Below are 18,967 nucleotides of genomic sequence, written 5' to 3'. Positions count from 1 at the left end.
GGCACTAAGCTAAGAACATCTTTTCCTCTGAGTCAGGGAGTACGCCATGAAACTGTTCTTTAAACCCGGTGCCTGTTCGCTTTCGCCGCATATCGTGATGTTGGAAACGGGCCTGGATTTCACGCTGGTCAGGGTCGATACCGCCGCCGGGATCACCGAGCAACAGGAAGATTACCGCCGGATAAACCCAAAAGGAAAAGTCCCCGCGCTACAGTTTGACGACGGCACCGTGCTGACCGAAGGCGTAGCGATTGTCCAGTATCTGGCGGATCTGAAGCCCGACCGTCAGCTGCTGGCGCCGACCGGCACGCTGGCGCGCTATCAGACGCTGGAATGGCTGAGCTTTATCTCATCGGAGCTGCATAAAGGCTTTTCGCCGCTGTTCAGCGATGCCGCGCCGGACGACTATAAAGCCGTGTTGCGCCAGCAGCTGGAGGAAAAATTCACCTGGATCGATGGCGAGCTGAAAGACAAACAGTGGCTGTCGGGCCTGCATTTCAGCGCCGCTGATGCCTATCTGTTTACCGTAATGCGCTGGGCGAAATTGCTGAAGCTGAATATAGCCAGCCTGTCGGCGCTGGAAGGCTGGTTTCAGCGCGTTGCGGCACGACCATCCGTAATTGAGGCCTTAGAGGCGGAAGGACTGAACTGAAGGCCTGCGGATGAGCCAGCGCATAAGGTGTTAAACCGCGTAGCAGCAATGCCTTATACTCTGCGGCTATTACATCTGGAGGTACTATGAGTTCCGTAATTGATATCCTTACCGCCCATAAAAGCGAGCGCAGCTTTACCGATCGTCCGATTGATGACGCTATCCTCGATCGTCTTGTTGCGTCCGCCTACCGTGCGCCAACCTCGGTGAACTCACAGCAGGTGTCGCTGGTTATTACGCGCAATGCCGAAGCTCGCGGCAAGATTTCCGCTATTGCCGGCGGCCAGCCGTGGATTGCCAAAGCGCCGCTGTTTATCACCTTTGTGCTGGATATGCATAAAAGCCAGCAGGCGATGGCGGCCATCGATAAAGAGCAGATTGCCCAGCAGAGTATTGAAAGCGTGGTCTCCGGCGCGACCGACATCGGCATTGCGCTGGGCGCCGTGATGACGGCCGCGCGGGCTGAAGGCCTGGGCATTGTGCCGATTGGCGGCATCCGTCGCGATCCGCAGGCGATGATTGAGCTGCTGCATCTTCCCGAGCTGACTTTCCCCGTGGTCGGGCTGGCGCTTGGCTATGTGGATGAGCCGGCGCATCAGAAACCGCGCCTGCCGCTGAGCACTTTCCGTCACGAAGAGCGCTACAGCACGGAAGGCCTGCAGGAAAATATCGCGGCTTATAATCAGGAGATGGTGCAGCACTGGCAGAATATCGGCCGCCAGGACGGCGAAAGCTGGAGCGAGAGCGTTTCCGGCTACTATCAAAATATCTATTTCCCGGACGTGCTGTCCGCGCTGCTTAAGCAGGGCTTCGGCAACGAGAAATAATGAGGTTGCCGGGCTGCTTTCAGCCCGGCAATATCAGAGTTTTACCGCATCAAAATGCTGCTGGGGATTGGCGATACTGTCCTGAGCCGCCACCAGCTGAAGCTCGTACTCCCCCATCTCATGGGTTTTCAGCATCACTTCATAGACCGCCGCCGTAATGTGCTCTAACGCCTCTTTCAGCCCCAGACCGTGCAGCAGATCCACCAGCAGCAGCCCGCTGGTCAGATCGCCGACGCCTACCGGCTGACGCACGCCAAAATCCACCAGCGGACGGCTGATATGCCAGGCCTCATCCGCCGTGACCAGCAGCATCTCAAAGCGATCGCTGCGCTGGCCTGCCCGCGCCAGATGCTTCACCAGCACGATTTTCGGCCCTTTGGCGATCAGCTCGCGCGCGGTGGCGATAGCCTGCTCCACGCTGTTGACCTCATGACCGCTGAGCAGCTCCAGCTCCAGCAGGTTCGGCGCAATAATATCGCTGGCGGGCAGCGCGCTGCGGGCATGAAACTCCGCCACGCCGGGCGCAACGATACAGCCCTTTTCAGGATGCCCCATCACCGGATCGCAGAAGTACCAGGCGTCGGGATTAGCCGCTTTCACCTGACGAACGATTTCGAGGATCTGCTCGCCCTGCTCTGCGGAGCCAAGATAGCCGCTGAGCACGGCATCACAGGTTTTCAGCCGGTCGATAGCCGCAATGCCGCTGACGATATCGGTCAGGTGGCTGGCAGGCATGACCACGCCGGTCCACTGGCCGTACTGGGTATGATTAGAAAACTGTACGGTATTCAGGGGCCAAACGTTTGCGCCCATGCGGCGCATCGGGAATTCCGAGGCGCTGTTGCCGGCATGGCCGAAAACGGTGTGCGACTGGACGGAGAGAATGTTTTTCATGGAAACCTTGCCGGAAAAAAGGGACGGGATGCTTAAAAGCGGGCTGGCGCGCCCCTGCTTCAGGACGCGCCTTTGTCTGTTCACGCCTGAAGCATTATTTCCAGACGATCAGACAGTAGTTCTTTTTACCACGGCGCAGCAGCGTAAAGCGATTAAACAGGCGATCTGCCGGTGCAAACGCGTATTCCGCGCTGAGCTGCACGTCACCGTTGATACTTACCGCTTTCGATTCGATCAGCTTACGCGCCTGGCCGCGAGACGGCGCTAAATCGCCGTCGACCATCGCCTGTTGCAGATCCTGACCGGCTTCCAGCTCAACAAACGGCATTCCGTCCTGCGCCAGCTGCTCAAAGTCCGCTTCGGTCATTTCCGCCAGGCTGCCGGAAAAGAGGCTTTTGGTAATGCGCTGCGCGGCGGTCAGGCCTTCTTCGCCGTGCACCAGCTTCGTGACCTGCTCCGCCAGCACATACTGGGCGCGAGGCGCTTTACCGCTGTTTTTGTCTTCTTCTTCCAGCGCATTGATCTCTTCAATGCTCATAAAGGTAAAGAACTTCAGGAAGCGGTAAACGTCGGCGTCCGCGGTATTGATCCAGAACTGGTAGAATTTGTACGGGCTGGTTTTCTTCGCGTCCAGCCACACCGCGCCACCTTCGGTTTTACCGAACTTGGTGCCGTCGGATTTAGTGATCAGCGGAACGGTCAGGCCAAACACCTGGTTCTGATGCAGACGACGAGTCAGATCGATACCGGAGGTGATATTGCCCCACTGATCGGAGCCGCCAATCTGCAACGCCACGCCGTAGCGCTCGTTCAGGCAGGCGAAGTCGTAGCCCTGTAGCAGATTGTAGGAGAACTCGGTAAAGGAGATGCCCTGGTCGTCACGGTTCAGACGCTGCTTCACCGCTTCTTTATTAATCATCTGATTAACGGAGAAGTGCTTACCGATATCGCGCAGGAAAGTCAGCACGTTCATGCTGCCGAACCAGTCGTAGTTATTGGCCGCTACGGCGCTGTTGTCGCCGCAGTCGAAGTTCAGGAAAGGCGCGACCTGGCCGCGGATCTTTTCCACCCACTCGTTAACGGTATCCGCGGTGTTCAGCTTGCGCTCGGCCGCCTTAAAGCTCGGATCGCCGATCAGACCGGTCGCGCCGCCCACCAGCGCCACCGGACGGTGACCGGCATCCTGGAAGCGCTTCAGGCAGAGAAGCGGGACCAGATGGCCCAAATGCAAGCTGTCCGCGGTCGGATCGAAGCCGCAATAGAGCGCGATTGGCCCTTGCGCCAGCCGCTCTGCTAACGCTTCCTCATCCGTTACCTGGGCGACCAGGCCACGCTCTTGCAATTGTTTAATCAGGTTACTGCTGCCCATCTGTGACTCCGTGTATAAAAAAGTCTGCACCTTTGCTGGTACACAGCTCTCCGCTGGCTAGCGGATGAAAAAAAGGGGTATAGAATAAAGCGCCGACGGGCTCTGTGCCAGCGCTTAACGGATTATTTCGCGCAATCAGGGCGCCAGACGATCGATTTTCCACGCCTCGTTGTCGCGCTGGTAGAAAAAGCGGTCATGCAGACGATGTTCGCCGCCCTGCCAGAACTCCATTGAGTCTATGGTAATGCGATAGCCGCCCCAAAAGCTCGGCAGCGGCACCTCGCCCTGCTGAAATTTCTGCTTCAGTTCCAGAAACTTGCCTTCCAGCACGCCGCGCGCGGAAATGCGGCTCGACTGTTTCGATACCCATGCGCCTATCTGGCTTTCGCGCGGGCGGCTGTGGAAGTACTTTATCACGTCGATCATTGACAGTTTTTCAACGCGGCCCAGCACCATCACCTGGCGCTCCAGCATATGCCACGGAAACAGCAGGCTGATACGCGGATTTTTTTCCAGATGCTGCGCTTTGCGGCTGCCCAGATTGGTGTAAAACACCATGCCGCGCGAATCAAAATGCTTCAGCAGCACGATGCGCTGGTAAGGCTGCCCGTGCTCGTCCACGGTCGCCACGCTCATGGCAGTAGGATCCGGCAGCTGCGCGGCAACCGCCTGGCTCAGCCACTGTTCAAACAGCACCAGCGGGTCGTCAGGCAGATCCTTGCGGCGCAGGCCGCCACGAGTATATTCACGGCGCAGATGAGCAATCTGCTGTAGGCTGTCGTCATTCATGGGATTTTCCGCTATCAGAGTTGAGGCATTGTGCGCCTCATCACAATCAATTTCAACGAGTTAACGGTTTTCGAGCCGGCAGTCGTCAATGATGATTTTGCCGTTGCGCTCCACAAAAGCGCCGTCGCCTTTTGACCAGAAAACGTAGTTTTCATCGGCATAGCGCGTGCCGGAAGCGGCGGGCTGCTGCTTCAGCGTCAGCGGATTGCCGTCCAGAATCAGGTTCACTTCCTCACGATCGTTATCCAGCAGCACCGACAGCGGCAGCGTGCCGCAGCGATAGTGCAGCCGGCTGATTTTTTCAGGCGTCTGATGTAGGCACCCGCTAAGCAGCAGCGCGGCCATCAGCAATAAACATTTTTTCATCTTTGCTCCATTCAGATAACTCAGCGGCAGCGCTGAATATTAGCGGGAAAGATTGCACCGATCACGGAGGCTTCGCGCGCGCCGGTCACGGAAGGCAGATTGCCCGGCTGCGATGAGAGCGTACGGCAGGCCAGCCAGGCGAAAGCCAGCGCTTCCATATCGTCACCGCGAATGCCGACCTCATCGGTGGCGTTGACTTCAATGCCCGGCAGCAGCGCTTTCAACCGCGCCATCAGCAGCGGGTTTTTTCCGCCGCCACCGCACACCAGCAGCCGCTCGCAGCCGCCGCTCAGCATCACCTGCTGCGCAATAGTGGATGCGGTCAGCTCCACCAGCGTGGCCTGCACGTCCTGCGGCGGCAGACCGGGGAAGTTAACCAGCTGCCGGTCGATCCAGGCCGGGTTGAAATATTCTCTGCCGGTAGACTTGGGCGCGGCCAGCGCAAACCAGGGATCCGCCAGCATTTGCTGCAATAAAGGATACACTACCTGGCCGCTGCTGCCCCAGGCGCCGTCCCGATCGTAGGGCTGACCCTGGTGACGCCAGATCCACGCGTCCAGCAGCATATTGCCCGGCCCGGTATCGTAGCCGCCCACCGGCTGGCCGGGGAGCAGCAGCGAGAGGTTGGCAATGCCGCCGATATTCAGCACCATCCGCCGCTCTTCAGGATGCATCAACACTGCCTGATGAAAAGCGGGCACCAGCGGCGCGCCCTGTCCGCCTAACGCCATATCCCGGCGGCGAAAATCCCCCACCACCGTAATGCCGGTCAGCGCGGCTATCTGGTTATTGTCGCCGATTTGCAGCGTATTAGGCGCGTCGCCCAGCGGCTCGTGCCAGACGGTCTGCCCGTGGCAGCCGATGGCGGCGATATCCTCTTTCTCCAGCCCTTCGCGCTCGATCAATGCCTGTACCGCTTCGGCAAACAGCCGGCCCAGCCGCGTATCCAGCTGCCCCAGCCGGGAAAGCGTCAGCGACTGCCCCTGGCTGACCGCCAGGATCTCCTGGCGCAGCGCCAGCGGCATGGGATGGCAGTAGCTGGCCTGCTGCGCCACCATCTGCGGGTCAATTGCGGCCAGCACCACGTCCACGCCGTCCAGACTGGTTCCTGACATTACGCCTATATAACGTCCCGATCTCATCAAAGTCCCTTACCCGCTGTGGGAATATCAAACCTGGGTACAGCGTCGCAAAAACGGTGCAGCAATTCTATGATTAACTGTGCATTTTTACATGATGACAGACTTTTTACTGCGCTTTCCGCGCCGGCATTGATTTCAGGTTTACCCGCACTGCGCTATGCTTAAAGCAATTTTTTGACGTAACCACACAGCAGGCATTGCCTGTACCATATAATTAGGTTATTGATCGCTGCGCAATTGACTGCAGCACATGGAAAAGAAAGGAGTTTGATGATGTTGAAGCGCATGATGATCGTAGCACTGACCGGTGTGACTTTAGCAGGCTGCGCCAATGACAGCTCGCTTTCCGGCGACGTTTACACCGCCTCGGAAGCGAAACAGGTGCAGAGCGTCACTTACGGCACGCTGGTTGGCGTCCGTCCCGTCCAGATCCAGGGCGGCGACGACAGCAATGTGATCGGCGCGCTCGGCGGCGCGGTGCTCGGCGGCTTCCTGGGTAATACCGTTGGCGGCGGCACGGGCCGCAGCCTGGCGACGGCGGCAGGCGCAATTGCCGGCGGCGTGGCCGGTCAGGGCGTACAGGGATCCATAAACAAAACTCAGGGCGTGGAGCTGGAGATCCGTAAGGATGACGGCAACACCATTATGGTCGTGCAGAAACAGGGCAACAGCCGTTTCGCTGTAGGGCAGCGCGTCGCGCTGGCTTCCAACGGCAGCCAGATCACCGTTTCGCCACGCTAACCGAGGAACCGGCAATCGCCGGTTCTTTTATTCGCGGTTTTGCAGATCCAGAATATTCTTTTCCAGCCTGGCGATTAGCGTCACCAGCTGGTCGATCTCCTGCTGGGAGATACCAGCCAAAATATCATCCCGCGTGGCGTCGATAACATGCTCGACTTCGCTAATGATCGGCGCCGCTTCCTCGGTCAGCTTGATGCGCTTGGCGCGACGATCGCTGGCGCAGGTGGTGCGGGTAATCAGCCCTTTTTCTTCCAGCTGATCCAGCGTGCGTACCAGCGAAGGCTGTTCAATGCCGATGGCTTTGGCCAGCTGGATCTGCGACTGCTCCGGCGGCAGCTGATGAATATTGTGCAGCGTGACCCAGTGCGTCTGCGTCAGCTCCAGGGGTTTCAGGCGCTGGTCGATTAGCGATCGCCAGATGCGCACCAGTCTTGCGAGATCCGTTCCTAATGGGGTATCCAATTTCCTCTCCTTATAATTAGCTTGCTAGCTATCAAGCCTCATTCCAGGCTATTCTGCGAGTTTACAGGACAGAATACAAATATCATTCACATTAAGCGTAATGCCAATCTACAGCTATGCTGTGACCTGGGTAACAAGGAGTGCTTTAAGTGAACAATGCTTTTACGGCGGCTGTTTCGCCGCTAACCGACCTGGTTTTCGGCGCGTCGCTCTATTTTCCGCCGCTGTTTAAAGCCGTGCTGGCCGGGTTTTTCCTCTGGCTGCTGATCCACCCCGTGTTGCGCAGCTGGATCTATTCCGGCGAGATTTGGCATCCCACCCTGCTCGACCTTTCCCTGTTTATTCTCTGCGTCAGCGCTTCGCTGTGGCTACTGATGGCATTCGTATGAAATTCAACTCGCTAAAATATTTTTCAACGCTGATCTTCTTCGCCGCCGCGCTTTGCGCAGGCTGGTGGCTATGGAATTTTTATATGCAGTCACCGTGGACGCGGGACGGTAAGGTGCGCGCCGAGCTGGTTAATATCACGCCGCAGGTTTCCGGGCGCATTGAAACGCTGCTGGTAAAAGATAACCAGTTCGTGACCAAAGGCACGCCGCTGCTGACGCTGGACGCCGAGCCTTATCGCATCGCGGTGCTGAACGCCGAGGCGCAGCTGACGAAGGCACAGGCCGATCTGCTGAAGGCTCAGCATGAGTCGCGGCGGCGTCAGAGCCTGCCACGCAACGTGATTTCCGCAGAAGATTTGGATGCGGCCGAGCTGAACGCGAAGTCGCTGGCGGCGGCGGCAAAGGCCGCTCAGGCGCAGCTGGAACAGGCGCGCTGGAACCTGACCCAGACGCAAATCGCCGCGCCAACCGACGGCTGGATCAGCAATCTGGTGGTGCGGCCCGGTAACTATGCCACCAGCGGAACGCCGGTCTTCGCGCTGGTCGACAGCCACTCTTTTTATGTGATGGGCTATTTTGAAGAGACCAAGCTGCGCCATATTCGTCCCGGCTATCGCGCGACCGTGCGGCTTTACAGCGATAACCGCGTGCTGCACGGCGAGGTCGAAAGCATTGGCCGCGCTATTTACGATCAAAGCGTGGAAAGCGACAGCTCACTCATTCCCGATATCAAACCGAACGTGCCCTGGGTGCGCCTTGCGCAGCGCGTGCCGGTGCGTATTCGCCTGGCCGCGTGGCCAAAAGATTTGCCGCTGGTAGCGGGCACCACCTGCACCATCACCGTTGCGCCATGAACTGGCAGTGGCTGGAGTGGCAAAACCTGCCGTGGATCAAAGCGACCCGAGGCCAGTGGCGCTACGCGTTGCGCAATGCCCTCGCGATGTGTCTGGCGCTGAGCATCGCCTATGCGCTGGCGCTGGACGAGCCTTACTGGGCGATGACTTCCGCCGCTGTGGTGAGTTTTCCGACCGTCGGCGGCGTAATCAGCAAAAGTTTGGGCAGGATTGCGGGCAGCCTGCTGGGCGCGGGCGCGGCGCTGCTGATCGCGGGCTATACGCTGAACGAACCCTGGCTGTTTGCGCTGGCTATCGCGGGCTGGCTGGCGCTCTGCACCTGGATCCAGAACCATTATCAAAATAACGTTGCCTATGCGTTTTCCCTGGCGGGCTACACCGCCGCCATTATTGTGTTTACCACGGTTAATATTACGGAAATCGGCGATCTGTGGGAGATTACCCAGGCGCGCGTTTGCGAAGTGATTACCGGCATCCTGTGCGGCGGCCTGATGATGATGATCCTGCCCAGCACCTCGGACGGCGAGACGTTGATTAACTCGCTGAAAGAGATGCATCTTCGCCTGCTGGATCATGGACGACTGCTGCTGCAACGCGAAAGCACCGATAATGTGCGTAGCGCGCATGAAAACGTTATTGGGCAGATCCTCACGCTTAATCTGCTGCGTATTCAGGCGTTCTGGAGCCATTATCGCTTTCGTCGGCAAAACAACGTGCTGAACTATATCCTGCATCAGCAGCTGCGCCTCACCAGCGTGATCTCCAGCCTGCGCCGAATGCTGCTGAACTGGCCCGACGCGCCGGAAGGCCTCTATACCGTTGTACAGCAGCTGCTGGATGAGCTGGCGAGCGCCGACTGCGATAAATATCGTCTGGCGCGACTGCTCGCCAGCGCCGCGCCGCAGGATCAAAGCGACTATCGCTATCAGGCTTTCTGGCATCGTCTGCGCTATTTCTGCTGGCTGTGGCTGAATATCCGCCGCTGGCTGCGGCTGTTTGAACAGGCCGACGACGATACCCGCCTCGCACCGCCCGCCGCCCCGGCGCTCGCCAGGCACAGCGACAGCGCGGAAGCCAGCTGGAGCGCCCTGCGCACCTTTAGCGTGATCGTGCTGGGCTGCGCTTTTACCATCGCCACCCAGTGGGATGCGGGCTCGGCAGCGTTAACGCTGGCCGCCATCAGCTGCGTGCTCTACTCCTCCGTGCCTTCGCCCGTCAGCAGCGTGTCGCTGCTGCTGAAAACGCTGCTGCTGCTTTCCGTGTTCAGCTTTATCATCAAGTTCGGCCTGATGGTGCAAATCAGCGTGCTGTGGCAGTTTTTGCTGCTGCTGTTTCCGCTGCTGGTCACGCTACAGCTTTTCAAGGTGCAGCAGAAAAAGCGCGCCGCGCTGTGGGGCCAGCTGATTGTGTTTGGCGGCTCGTTTCTTGCCGTTACCAATCCGCCCACCTATGACTATCAAAGCTTTATTAACAATAATATCGCCAAGGTGTGCGGCGTGCTGCTTGCGTGGCTGGCTTTTCTTATTTTGCGGCCCAGTTCCGACAAGCGGCGCAGCCGCCGCCATATCCGGGCGCTGCGCCGCGAGTTTCTCGATCAGCTCAGCCGCAGGCCGCACCTTAGCCAGAGCCGCTTTGAGTCGCTGATTTACTATCGGGTCAACCAGCTGAACGCCAGCCGTGACGAGCCGGCCAGGCTGTGGCTGCTGCGCTGGGGCGTGGTGTTGCTGAACTGTTCGCACATTGTCTGGCAGCTGCGCGACTGGCAGTGTGATTCGCCCGCACTGCTGGCGGTGCGGGACGCCATGCTGAGCAATCTGCATCGTATTATCAGCGGTAAAGGCGTACAGCAGCACGCGCTGGAAGAGACGTTAAAGGAACTGCAGGAAAATCTGGATCTGCTGGCGGCGGGCAAAACAAAAAGCGAAACGGAACTGGCGGGTATTGCCTGGCGGCTTTACTGCTCGCTCTCACAGCTGCAGCAGGCTTCGACATTGACATAACACCGAATTTTTCATTTATACTGGGCCACGCTTACATGGAGTTTAACGAATGAGGGATCATGATGAAAAAAATTCTGGCTACCGTTCTTCTGCTCGCCTGTTCTCTGCTGGCTTATGCTCACGCGGCAAAAACCGTCACGGTTAAAGAGGCGAAAACGCTGCGCGATGATACTCGCGTGGTGCTGACAGGCAAAATCACCGGACATGCAGGCGACGACGATCTTTACTGGCTGCAGGACAGCACCGGGAAAATCCGCATCGACATTGATGATGACGAGTGGGAAGACAATCACGTAGCGATTGGCAAAACCGTGCGCGTGGTCGGCGACGTGGATAAAAATGGCGGGCATACCGAAATCGAAGTCGATCATATTAGCGTGGTGCGTTAAGCAATAAACCTGCCGCCGCGACGAGCGGCGGCGGTTTGGTTAGATCACCCCGCAGGCGAAACGGCCGCCTCCGCCGCCCAACGGCGCAGGATGATCGGCATGGTTATCGCCGCCGGCATGCACCATCAGCGCTTTGCCTTTAATATCCGACAGTTTTTTAATGCGCGGCGCCAGCACCGGATAGGTCGCCGTGCCGTCGGCGCTCACATAAAGGGCCGGTAAATCGCCCAGATGACCATCCTGCCACGGTCCCAGATGCTTGCCGGTTTTTTGCGGATCGAGATGGCCGCCCGCCGCGCCTGCGGCAACCGCTTTCCCGTCGGTGGTTTTTGGATCGCAGCTGCCGTTGGCGTGTACGTGAAAGCCGTGAATACCCGCAGGTAAATCTTTCAGCTGCGGCGTAAAGCTCAGGCCATAGGCCGTTTCTGCTATCGTTACCTGGCCAATACTGTCGCCCGCGCCTTCAGGGGTGGCAAGCCTGATATCGACTTTTTCGCTGGCGGCCTGGGCCAGGCCGCAAAAGGCCAGCGATACCATAAGCAGGTTTATACGTCTCATTACACTTCCTCACATTTTGCTGTGGAAGCTATAAGCCTGGCCGCTATTTGCAGAACTGCATAAGAATCTGTCTACTAAAACAAAGAAGGCTGTTCCGGTTCGTCCGGCTCGGCCGGTTTGCCGACACGATACAGTCGTTGCCAGCGCAGACGACAAAGCCGCAGCACCTCGCGTTTTTGCGCATCGCTGAACTTCATCCAGTTAAAGCGCTCCTCGCGGCTACGCAGGCAGCCACGGCAGTAGCCGCGATCGTCGCTCTGACAGATCCCCCGGCACGGGCTGGGAACGGGGAAAAACTCCAGTTGTTCGGCCAACGTCGCTCCTTATGCAGGGAAAATTTAAATGTAATATTAATGTTAGTCTTTTAACATCGTTTAGCCTCAGTTAATGTTTAATTGTGCTAACAAAGCTATGCTCATTCACCGCTTACTGCTGATGAACCTTTATGAAGCTGACTGCTTTACGCTGCAATGAAATCAGTTTTAACTTTTATGCTGCCTTGTTTTTTACGCTTATCCCGAATGCGCTGTTCTTTTTTCACGCCTGGGAGCGTATCCCTTACAGCGAGCTGAAGGATTATTTTTTCGCTGCCACCATGCCGCTGGTGCTGTTCTGCGGATTTCTGTTTATTTTTAGCGTGGCCGCCCTGCCGTGGATCAGAAAACCCCTGTTAATTTTTCTGGCTATCGTCAGCGCGGCGGCCAACTATTTTATTTACAGCTTTGGCACCGTTATCGACACCAATATGATCCAGAACGTGTTTGAAACGGATCTGCAGGAAGCGACCGCCCTGTTCAGCCTGCGCTATATCCTCTGGCTGCTTCTGCTGGGCCTGCTACCCGCGCTGCTTATCTGGCGGGTCAGGATTGTAACGCGGCGTCCATGGTGGATGAATATCGCTTTTCGCACCGGAACGGCCCTGGCTGCGCTGCTGGCGATCCTGCTGGTCGCCGCGCTGTTTTATAAAGATTACGCCTCGCTTATCCGTAACAATAAAGGCCTGGTGAAGATGATTACGCCGGTCAATATCGTCAGCGGCATTGGCCACTATATTGATAATCGCTGGTTTGACGGCGATCGCACGCTGATTAAAATCGGCCAGGATGCACGTAAAGGCCCGCAGATTTTAGCGCAGCAGAAAAAAACGCTGGTGGTGTTTGTGCTGGGCGAAACGGCGCGGGCGGAAAATTTTTCACTCGGCGGCTATGTGCGCAACACTAATCCGAAGCTGGCAAAAGATAACGTCATCTATTATCCCAACGCCACTTCGTGCGGGACGGAAACGGCCATTTCCGTACCCTGTATGTTTTCCAATATGCCGCGCGAGCATTACGATGCCAGCCTGGCGCGCCATCAGGAAGGGCTGCTGGACGTAATGGCCCATGCGGGCGTCAGCGTGCTGTGGCGGGAAAACGACGGCGGCTGTAAGGGCGCCTGTGACCGCGTGCCGCATACCGACATGACGCGCTGGCAGCTGAAGAACTTTTGCCGTGACGATTACTGCCTTGACGACGTGCTGCTGTGGCGGCTGGATCGCTATCTGGACAGCATGAAAAACGACACGGTAGTTGTGCTGCATCAGATGGGCAGCCACGGCCCGGCTTACTACCGGCGCTATCCGGCAGACAAGCGGCCCTTTACTCCGACCTGCGACAGTAACCAGATCCAGGACTGTGACAGCCAGGCGCTGGTCAATACCTATGACAATACGCTCGTCTATACCGATTCGATGCTGGATGACACCATTGGCCTGCTGAAGACCTACAGCAGCCGCTACAACGTCGCGCTGATTTATCTTTCCGACCACGGTGAATCGCTGGGCGAGCGTGGGATGTATCTGCACGGCGCGCCTTATCTGATTGCGCCCACTCAGCAGACGCATATTCCCTTTCTGCTGTGGCTTTCTGACGGCTACGCCAGCGCCTTTGGCATCAATAGTACCTGCCTGCGGCAGGCTTCCGGCGCGGCGGTGTCGCAGGACAACGTTTTCCATACGCTGCTGGGAATGATGAATATTGAAACCAAAGAGTACCAGCCCGCGCTGGATATGATCCGTTCGTGCCGTACCGTTGCAGGTAGCGGCAATTTCTCTACTACGCTCAATAGTCACTGAAAATTTTGGCTTTGCCACCGCCGTATCGGCGGTTGGCAGCCGGTTTCCCAGGAGCGATAAATGCAGCTGAAAAAACTTTTTACCCCTTTAAAACTTGGCGCGATTGTGGTGCCTAACCGCATCTTTATGGCGCCGCTGACGCGCCTGCGCAGCATCGAACCGGGCGATATTCCTACGCCGCTGATGGGTGAATATTACCGCCAGCGCGCCAGCGCCGGGCTGGTGATCACCGAAGCCACGCAGATTTCCTTCCAGGCAAAAGGCTACGCCGGCGCGCCCGGCCTGCATACCGCCGAGCAGATCGCCGCGTGGAAAGCGATTAACGCCGGCATCCATCAGGAAGGTGGCCACAGTTCGGTGCAGCTGTGGCATACCGGACGTATTTCCCACAGCAGCCTGCAACCGGAAGGTAAAGCGCCCGTTTCGGCTTCCGCCATCAATGCCGAAACCCGCACCTCTCTGCGCGATGACCAGGGCCGGACAATCCGTGAAGCGACCTCCACGCCGCGCGAGCTGCGTCTGGATGAGATCGACGACGTGATCAACGATTTCCGTCAGGCCACGATCAACGCGCGCGAAGCGGATTTTGACCTGGTGGAGCTGCATTCCGCGCATGGTTACCTGATGCATCAGTTTATTTCGCCCGCGTCTAACCAGCGCACGGATGCCTACGGCGGCAGCGTGGAAAATCGCACGCGCTTTGCGCTGGAAGTGGTGGATGCGGCCATTGACGGCTGGCGCGCCGACCGGATCGGCATTCGTATTTCGCCGCTCGGGCCGTTTAACGGTCTGGATAACGGCGAAGATCAGGAAGCCGCCGCGCTTTACTACATCGGCGAGCTGGCGAAGCGCAATCTGGCCTATCTGCATATTTCAGAACCGGACTGGGCGGGCGGCAAGCCTTACAGCGATGCCTTCCGCGAGGCGATCCGCGCCGCTTATCCCGGCGTGATTGTGGGCGCAGGCGGCTACAGCGCTGAGAAAGCGGAAGCGCTGATTGAACAAGGCCTGATCGACGCCGTAGCCTTTGGCCGCGACTACATCGCCAATCCGGATCTGGTCGAGCGCCTGCGGCAGAACGCGCCGCTGAACGAGCAACGCCCGGAACTCTTTTACGGCGGCGGCGCAGAAGGCTACACGGACTATCCGTTCCTGTAAGCGCCTGCGGGTTTTATCGCCGTCCGACGTCTGACGGCGCGAGAAAGCACGCATTTCCTGGTTTCCGCCAGGCTATAGCTGCTATTCTCTCACGCGGGTAAAACGGCCTGAAGGACGTTTTACCGCCGGGAATGCCTGCTGGTTCCCGTAACGGCAGGAATTCAGGCTATGCTTGTTATCGGATGATAACGTTTGTTCAAAGAGGATGTTATGCGCTTACTTCACACCATGCTGCGCGTTGGCGATCTGCAACGCTCCGTTGATTTCTATACTAAAGTTCTGGGCATGCGCCTGCTGCGCACCAGTGAAAACACCGAATATAAATACACGCTGGCTTTCGTAGGCTATACCGAAGAGAGCGAAGGCGCGGTGATTGAGCTGACCTATAACTGGGGCGTGGATAAATATGACCTGGGCGATGCCTACGGCCATATCGCGCTGGGCGTGGACGACGTGGCGGCTACCTGCGACCGTATCCGCAACGAAGGCGGCAACGTAACTCGTGAAGCCGGCCCGGTTAAAGGCGGCACCACCATTATCGCCTTTGTGGAAGATCCGGACGGCTATAAAATCGAACTGATCGAAAACAAACACGCGGGCCACGGCCTGGGCGCGTAACGCGTCGGGGTGCCTTCCCGGCACCCTTCTTTCCCCTTCCCCTGCTGCAACCCATGCCGAAATTTGCCATAATACGCGCTCAATTTTCGCCTGTGAGATCCTGATGTCCGAATCGAACGAACTTAACGCCCTCAGCAGCCGTTTTCGCGGTTTTTATCCGGTAGTGATCGATGTTGAAACCGCCGGTTTCGACGCCAAAACCAACGCCTTACTGGAAGTGGCCGCCGTCACGCTGAAAATGAACGACGATGGCTGGCTGGAGAAAGACGAAACGCTCCATTTTCACGTTGAGCCGTTCGAAGGGTCTGTTCTGCAACCCGAAGCGCTGGCCTTTAACGGCATCGATCCTGCCAATCCGCTGCGCGGCGCGGTCAGCGAGTACGAAGCGCTGCACGCCATCTTTAAAGCCGTGCGCAAAGGTATCAAAGATCAGGGCTGCAATCGTGCCGTCATGGTGGCTCATAACGCCACTTTCGATCTGAATTTTATGAATGCCGCGGCGGAAAGAGCCGGGCTGAAGCGTAATCCTTTCCACCCGTTTGTCACCTTTGATACCGCCGCGCTGAGCGGTCTGGTGCTGGGGCAAACGGTGCTGGCGAAAGCCTGTACGGCCGCCGGAATGCCTTTCGACAGTTCGCAGGCGCATTCCGCGCTGTATGATACCGTGCAGACGGCCGATCTGTTCTGTGAGCTGGTTAATCGCTGGAAACGTCTGGGCGGCTGGCCGCTGGCGGAAACGGCGAACCTCGACTAAAAAAAACAGGCCTGACGCATTGTCAGGCCTGTCCGATAGTCTCTTCGCTTAGCGCAACGTTTTATTCTGTTGCGTCGGAAGGATATTTCTGCGCCGTCTCTTTGATCAGCTGCTGCAGTTCGCCCGCCTGAAACATCTGAATAATGATGTCACAGCCGCCGACCAGCTCGCCGTCTACCCACAGCTGTGGAAAAGTCGGCCAGTTGGCGTATTTAGGCAGCTCAGCACGAATTTCCGGATTCTGCAGGATATCGACATAGGCGAAACGCTCGCCGCAGGCGGACAGCGCCTGTACGGCCTGCGCGGAAAAGCCGCAGCTTGGCAGTTTTGGGGAACCTTTCATATACAGCAGAATCGGGTTTTCTGCGATCTGGCGCTCAATCTTCTCAATGGTGCTCATAAATGCCTTCCTCAATCGGCTACTTCGTGTCTGTATAGTGTAGCGAGTCTGCGAGCGTGATGAAAATGTCATTTTCAGTCGCCCGCTGACGCTACGGTCGGAAAACAAAATGTTAAAATACCATTTTCGGTCCGGCGGTGCTGCGTTAACTGTAAATATCAGCGGCAAATTTGCGCAGATAAATGTTTGAACAGGCTAAATTTTACAGCTTTTACCGCTTTGCGACGATTGAAACAAAAAAGGCCTTACTTTTTAGTAAAGAGTTCGATTAGAATCGTCCTGACTGACTGCCCAGGCGCAGATCTCCTTATTTAGCCATGCTCTTGCCACTGGCGGGAGCACAAACTGTTAATGGTAAAGATGCGTTTACTCATCACGTTGCTGATGCTGGCCTTTGCCCAGCTGTTTATGTCTGTGGCGCACGCATCGCCACACGCTGCCGTTAAAGCGGACCACCACAAAGCAGACAGCGCCACGCCTGCTCGTGAAGACGATCGCCGCAAGCGCCGCCCGGTGAAAACCTCTACACGTAAAGTAAAAGAAGCCAGCCCAACCAAAAGCCGTTCGCCCCTTGCTAAAAAGTTTAAGCTGCGCAAAAAAACGCAGACCGTCGCCGCTGCGCTGCCGCCCAAGAAACGCTATGGTCGTCATCGCTTGCGCAACGAAGAGACGGAAGCCTTAACCAGCGGCTCGGCCTCGGCCCCGCTTAAGCTCAGCAAAGCGCATCGCGCCCGCTATCAGAAAGCCCGCGAAACGGCGATGAGCAAGCTGATGAACCAGCTGGGCAAGCCCTATCTCTGGGGCGGCACCTCGCCCAAGACCGGTTTCGACTGTAGCGGTCTGGTCTGGTATGCCTATAAAGATCTGGTGAAGTTTAAGATCCCTCGCACCGCTAACGAAATGTACCATCTGCGGGATGCGGCTTCGATCAAGCGCAACGAGCTGGAAAAAGGCGATCTGGTATTTTTCAGCATCAACGGCCGCGCCTCGGCGGATCACGTTGGCGTTTACCTGGGCAACGGCAAGTTTATCCAGTCGCCGCGTACCGGCAAGGATATCCAGGTGAGTATGCTCAGCGAAGATTACTGGGAGCAGCACTACGTCGGCGCTCGCCGCGTCATGACGCCGAAAACTATCCGCTAGCCCACTCAGCAGGCTGGAGGCCCGGATCGCGCAAACGATCCGGGCCGGTTTACTCTTATTTGCGCAAAATTTTCGCCTGTTGCCCTAAAACCCTCGTGTTCTGCGCCTGCTCTTGTTAGAATCCACGGTTTGTTGCGCAACAGGCATTTAGCCGACATGATGTTCTGCTCAAGTCTGTTTCGCCACCCTGAACTCCCTCCTGTTATAACCATTCCGCAACAAATTATGCGCAACTTATATCAGGATTATCATCATTCCAGGCAATCGTTTAACAAACCGCTTTTCAGTGACTTACTGAACAGCGCAGGAGTCTTTTTCCATGGCAACCATAAAAGATGTGGCCAAACGCGCCGGTGTCTCAACCACCACGGTGTCCCACGTCATTAATAAAACCCGCTTTGTCGCTGAAGACACGCGGGAAGCCGTCTGGGCAGCGATCAAAGCGCTGCACTATTCGCCCAGCGCCGTGGCCCGCAGCCTGAAGGTCAATAACACCAAAACCATTGGCCTGCTGGCGACCTCCAGCGAGGCGCCCTATTTCGCCGAAATTATTGAGGCGGTTGAACACAGCTGTTTTGCCAAAGGCTATACGCTGATTTTGGGCAACGCGCATAACGAACTGGAAAAGCAGCAGGCCTATCTGTCGATGATGGCGCAAAAACGCGTCGATGGCCTGCTGGTCATGTGCGCCGAGTACCCGGATGAGCTGATTAAGATGCTGGAAGATCACCGCAACATCCCGATGGTCGTCATGGACTGGGGCGAGTCGCGCGGCGATTTTACCGACACTATTCTCGATAACGCTTTTGAAGGCGGTTATCTGGCAGGCCGCTATCTGATCGATCGCGGCCACCGCGATATCGGCGTGATCCCGGGCCATATGGAGCGCAATACCGGCGGCGGTCGTCATGCCGGCTTCCTCAAGGCGCTGAACGAAGCGGGGATTACGCTGCGCGAAGAGTGGCTGGTTCAGGGCGATTTTGAGCCGGAATCGGGCTATCGCGCCATGCAGCAGCTGCTGGCGCAAAAACAGCGTCCTACCGCGGTATTCTGCGGCGGCGACGTGATGGCGATGGGCGCGATTTGCGCCGCAGACGAGATGGGCCTGCGCGTACCGCAGGATATTTCGGTGATCGGGTATGATAACGTGCGCAACTCGCGCTACTTTACCCCCGCGCTGACCACCGTCCACCAGCCGAAAGAGCGTCTGGGCGCAACGGCCTTCAATATGCTGCTCGATCGTATTACCAGCAAACGCGAAGAGCCGCAGACGATTGAAGTGCATCCGACGCTGATTGAACGTCGCTCCGTAGCGGACGGCCCTTTCCTCGACTACCGTCGCTAAGCGC

The 18,967-nt window shown here is 57.3% G+C and carries 22 protein-coding genes; 13 read left to right on the top strand and 9 right to left on the bottom strand.

Going from position 1 to position 18,967, the window contains the following annotated elements; genetic code table 11:
• Positions 1–46: 46 nt before the first annotated feature.
• Positions 47–652, top strand: a complete 606-nt coding sequence (gene gstA, locus ACVWZ0_RS10040; protein WP_253454421.1) for a glutathione transferase GstA — start codon at positions 47–49, stop codon at positions 650–652.
• Positions 653–738: 86 nt separating this feature from the next.
• Positions 739–1,479, top strand: a complete 741-nt coding sequence (locus ACVWZ0_RS10035; protein ID WP_253454422.1) for an NADPH-dependent oxidoreductase — start codon at positions 739–741, stop codon at positions 1,477–1,479.
• A gap of 33 nt (positions 1,480–1,512) precedes the next feature.
• On the opposite strand, the gene pdxY is transcribed toward ACVWZ0_RS10035, so the two are convergent.
• From pdxY to anmK, 5 genes are all read right to left on the bottom strand, one after another.
• A complete protein-coding gene (pdxY, locus tag ACVWZ0_RS10030) occupies positions 1,513–2,373 on the bottom strand; it encodes a pyridoxal kinase PdxY (protein ID WP_125289802.1) in 861 nt (286 codons plus the stop codon).
• Between the two features lie 94 nt (positions 2,374–2,467).
• A complete protein-coding gene (gene tyrS / locus ACVWZ0_RS10025) occupies positions 2,468–3,742 on the bottom strand; it encodes a tyrosine--tRNA ligase (protein WP_253454423.1) in 1,275 nt (424 codons plus the stop codon).
• 135 nt (positions 3,743–3,877) lie between these two features.
• Positions 3,878–4,531 (bottom strand): pyridoxamine 5'-phosphate oxidase, encoded by a 654-nt coding sequence (gene pdxH / locus ACVWZ0_RS10020; RefSeq protein ID WP_253454424.1) that lies wholly within the window; start codon positions 4,529–4,531, stop codon positions 3,878–3,880.
• 60 nt (positions 4,532–4,591) lie between these two features.
• Positions 4,592–4,897, bottom strand: coding sequence for an MliC family protein (locus tag ACVWZ0_RS10015; protein ID WP_253454425.1), 306 nt, complete (start codon positions 4,895–4,897; stop codon positions 4,592–4,594).
• 20 nt (positions 4,898–4,917) lie between these two features.
• Complete coding sequence (gene anmK, locus ACVWZ0_RS10010) at positions 4,918–6,039, bottom strand: anhydro-N-acetylmuramic acid kinase (RefSeq protein ID WP_253454426.1); 1,122 nt, start codon at positions 6,037–6,039, stop codon at positions 4,918–4,920.
• Positions 6,040–6,312: 273 nt separating this feature from the next.
• On the opposite strand from anmK, the gene slyB reads away from it, so the two are divergent.
• Complete coding sequence (slyB, locus tag ACVWZ0_RS10005) at positions 6,313–6,780, top strand: outer membrane lipoprotein SlyB (protein ID WP_253461006.1); 468 nt, start codon at positions 6,313–6,315, stop codon at positions 6,778–6,780.
• A gap of 27 nt (positions 6,781–6,807) precedes the next feature.
• On the opposite strand, the gene slyA is transcribed toward slyB, so the two are convergent.
• Positions 6,808–7,242, bottom strand: coding sequence for a transcriptional regulator SlyA (slyA, locus tag ACVWZ0_RS10000; RefSeq protein ID WP_253454427.1), 435 nt, complete (start codon positions 7,240–7,242; stop codon positions 6,808–6,810).
• 149 nt (positions 7,243–7,391) lie between these two features.
• Here slyA and ACVWZ0_RS09995 point away from each other — a divergent pair, with 149 nt between their 5' ends.
• Genes ACVWZ0_RS09995 through ACVWZ0_RS09980 form a run of 4 tightly spaced genes read left to right on the top strand, consistent with a single transcriptional unit; the run spans position 7,392 to position 10,874 of the window.
• On the top strand, positions 7,392–7,631 hold the full coding sequence (locus ACVWZ0_RS09995) for a DUF1656 domain-containing protein (protein ID WP_253454428.1): 240 nt from the start codon (positions 7,392–7,394) through the stop codon (positions 7,629–7,631).
• On the top strand, positions 7,628–8,485 hold the full coding sequence (locus ACVWZ0_RS09990) for an efflux RND transporter periplasmic adaptor subunit (RefSeq protein WP_253454429.1): 858 nt from the start codon (positions 7,628–7,630) through the stop codon (positions 8,483–8,485). Before ACVWZ0_RS09995 ends, ACVWZ0_RS09990 begins: the two co-directional genes overlap by 4 nt.
• On the top strand, positions 8,482–10,485 hold the full coding sequence (locus ACVWZ0_RS09985; RefSeq protein WP_253454430.1) for an FUSC family protein: 2,004 nt from the start codon (positions 8,482–8,484) through the stop codon (positions 10,483–10,485). Before ACVWZ0_RS09990 ends, ACVWZ0_RS09985 begins: the two co-directional genes overlap by 4 nt.
• A gap of 59 nt (positions 10,486–10,544) precedes the next feature.
• Positions 10,545–10,874 (top strand): NirD/YgiW/YdeI family stress tolerance protein, encoded by a 330-nt coding sequence (locus tag ACVWZ0_RS09980; RefSeq protein ID WP_253454431.1) that lies wholly within the window; start codon positions 10,545–10,547, stop codon positions 10,872–10,874.
• Between the two features lie 39 nt (positions 10,875–10,913).
• On the opposite strand, the gene sodC is transcribed toward ACVWZ0_RS09980, so the two are convergent.
• Together sodC and ACVWZ0_RS09970 are read right to left on the bottom strand one after the other, a co-directional pair.
• Positions 10,914–11,432 (bottom strand): superoxide dismutase [Cu-Zn] SodC, encoded by a 519-nt coding sequence (gene sodC / locus ACVWZ0_RS09975; RefSeq protein WP_253454432.1) that lies wholly within the window; start codon positions 11,430–11,432, stop codon positions 10,914–10,916.
• A 74-nt stretch (positions 11,433–11,506) separates the two neighbouring features.
• A complete protein-coding gene (locus ACVWZ0_RS09970) occupies positions 11,507–11,746 on the bottom strand; it encodes a DUF1289 domain-containing protein (protein ID WP_253454433.1) in 240 nt (79 codons plus the stop codon).
• A 131-nt stretch (positions 11,747–11,877) separates the two neighbouring features.
• Here ACVWZ0_RS09970 and eptA point away from each other — a divergent pair, with 131 nt between their 5' ends.
• The 4 genes from eptA to rnt all read left to right on the top strand — a co-directional run bounded on the left by eptA (position 11,878) and on the right by rnt (position 16,075).
• Entirely contained in the window at positions 11,878–13,545 is a 1,668-nt protein-coding gene (gene eptA / locus ACVWZ0_RS09965; protein ID WP_253454434.1) for a phosphoethanolamine transferase EptA, read from the top strand.
• Positions 13,546–13,605: 60 nt separating this feature from the next.
• The gene (nemA, locus tag ACVWZ0_RS09960; RefSeq protein WP_253454435.1) at positions 13,606–14,703 is read left to right on the top strand and encodes an alkene reductase; all 1,098 of its coding nucleotides are present in this window, start codon (positions 13,606–13,608) and stop codon (positions 14,701–14,703) included.
• Between the two features lie 210 nt (positions 14,704–14,913).
• Entirely contained in the window at positions 14,914–15,321 is a 408-nt protein-coding gene (gloA, locus tag ACVWZ0_RS09955) for a lactoylglutathione lyase (protein WP_253454436.1), read from the top strand.
• Between the two features lie 103 nt (positions 15,322–15,424).
• Complete coding sequence (gene rnt, locus ACVWZ0_RS09950) at positions 15,425–16,075, top strand: ribonuclease T (RefSeq protein ID WP_253454437.1); 651 nt, start codon at positions 15,425–15,427, stop codon at positions 16,073–16,075.
• A 61-nt stretch (positions 16,076–16,136) separates the two neighbouring features.
• Here the strand turns inward: rnt and ACVWZ0_RS09945 are convergent, their stop codons facing one another.
• Positions 16,137–16,475, bottom strand: coding sequence for a Grx4 family monothiol glutaredoxin (locus ACVWZ0_RS09945; protein WP_253454438.1), 339 nt, complete (start codon positions 16,473–16,475; stop codon positions 16,137–16,139).
• Positions 16,476–16,835: 360 nt separating this feature from the next.
• Here ACVWZ0_RS09945 and ACVWZ0_RS09940 point away from each other — a divergent pair, with 360 nt between their 5' ends.
• Complete coding sequence (locus ACVWZ0_RS09940) at positions 16,836–17,618, top strand: C40 family peptidase (RefSeq protein ID WP_301253223.1); 783 nt, start codon at positions 16,836–16,838, stop codon at positions 17,616–17,618.
• A gap of 319 nt (positions 17,619–17,937) precedes the next feature.
• On the top strand, positions 17,938–18,963 hold the full coding sequence (gene purR / locus ACVWZ0_RS09935) for an HTH-type transcriptional repressor PurR (RefSeq protein ID WP_253454440.1): 1,026 nt from the start codon (positions 17,938–17,940) through the stop codon (positions 18,961–18,963).
• Positions 18,964–18,967: the final 4 nt, after the last annotated feature.

The organism is Erwinia sp. TECH1 (assembly GCF_054057575.1).
This window is presented reverse-complemented; position numbering and strand designations above follow the sequence as displayed.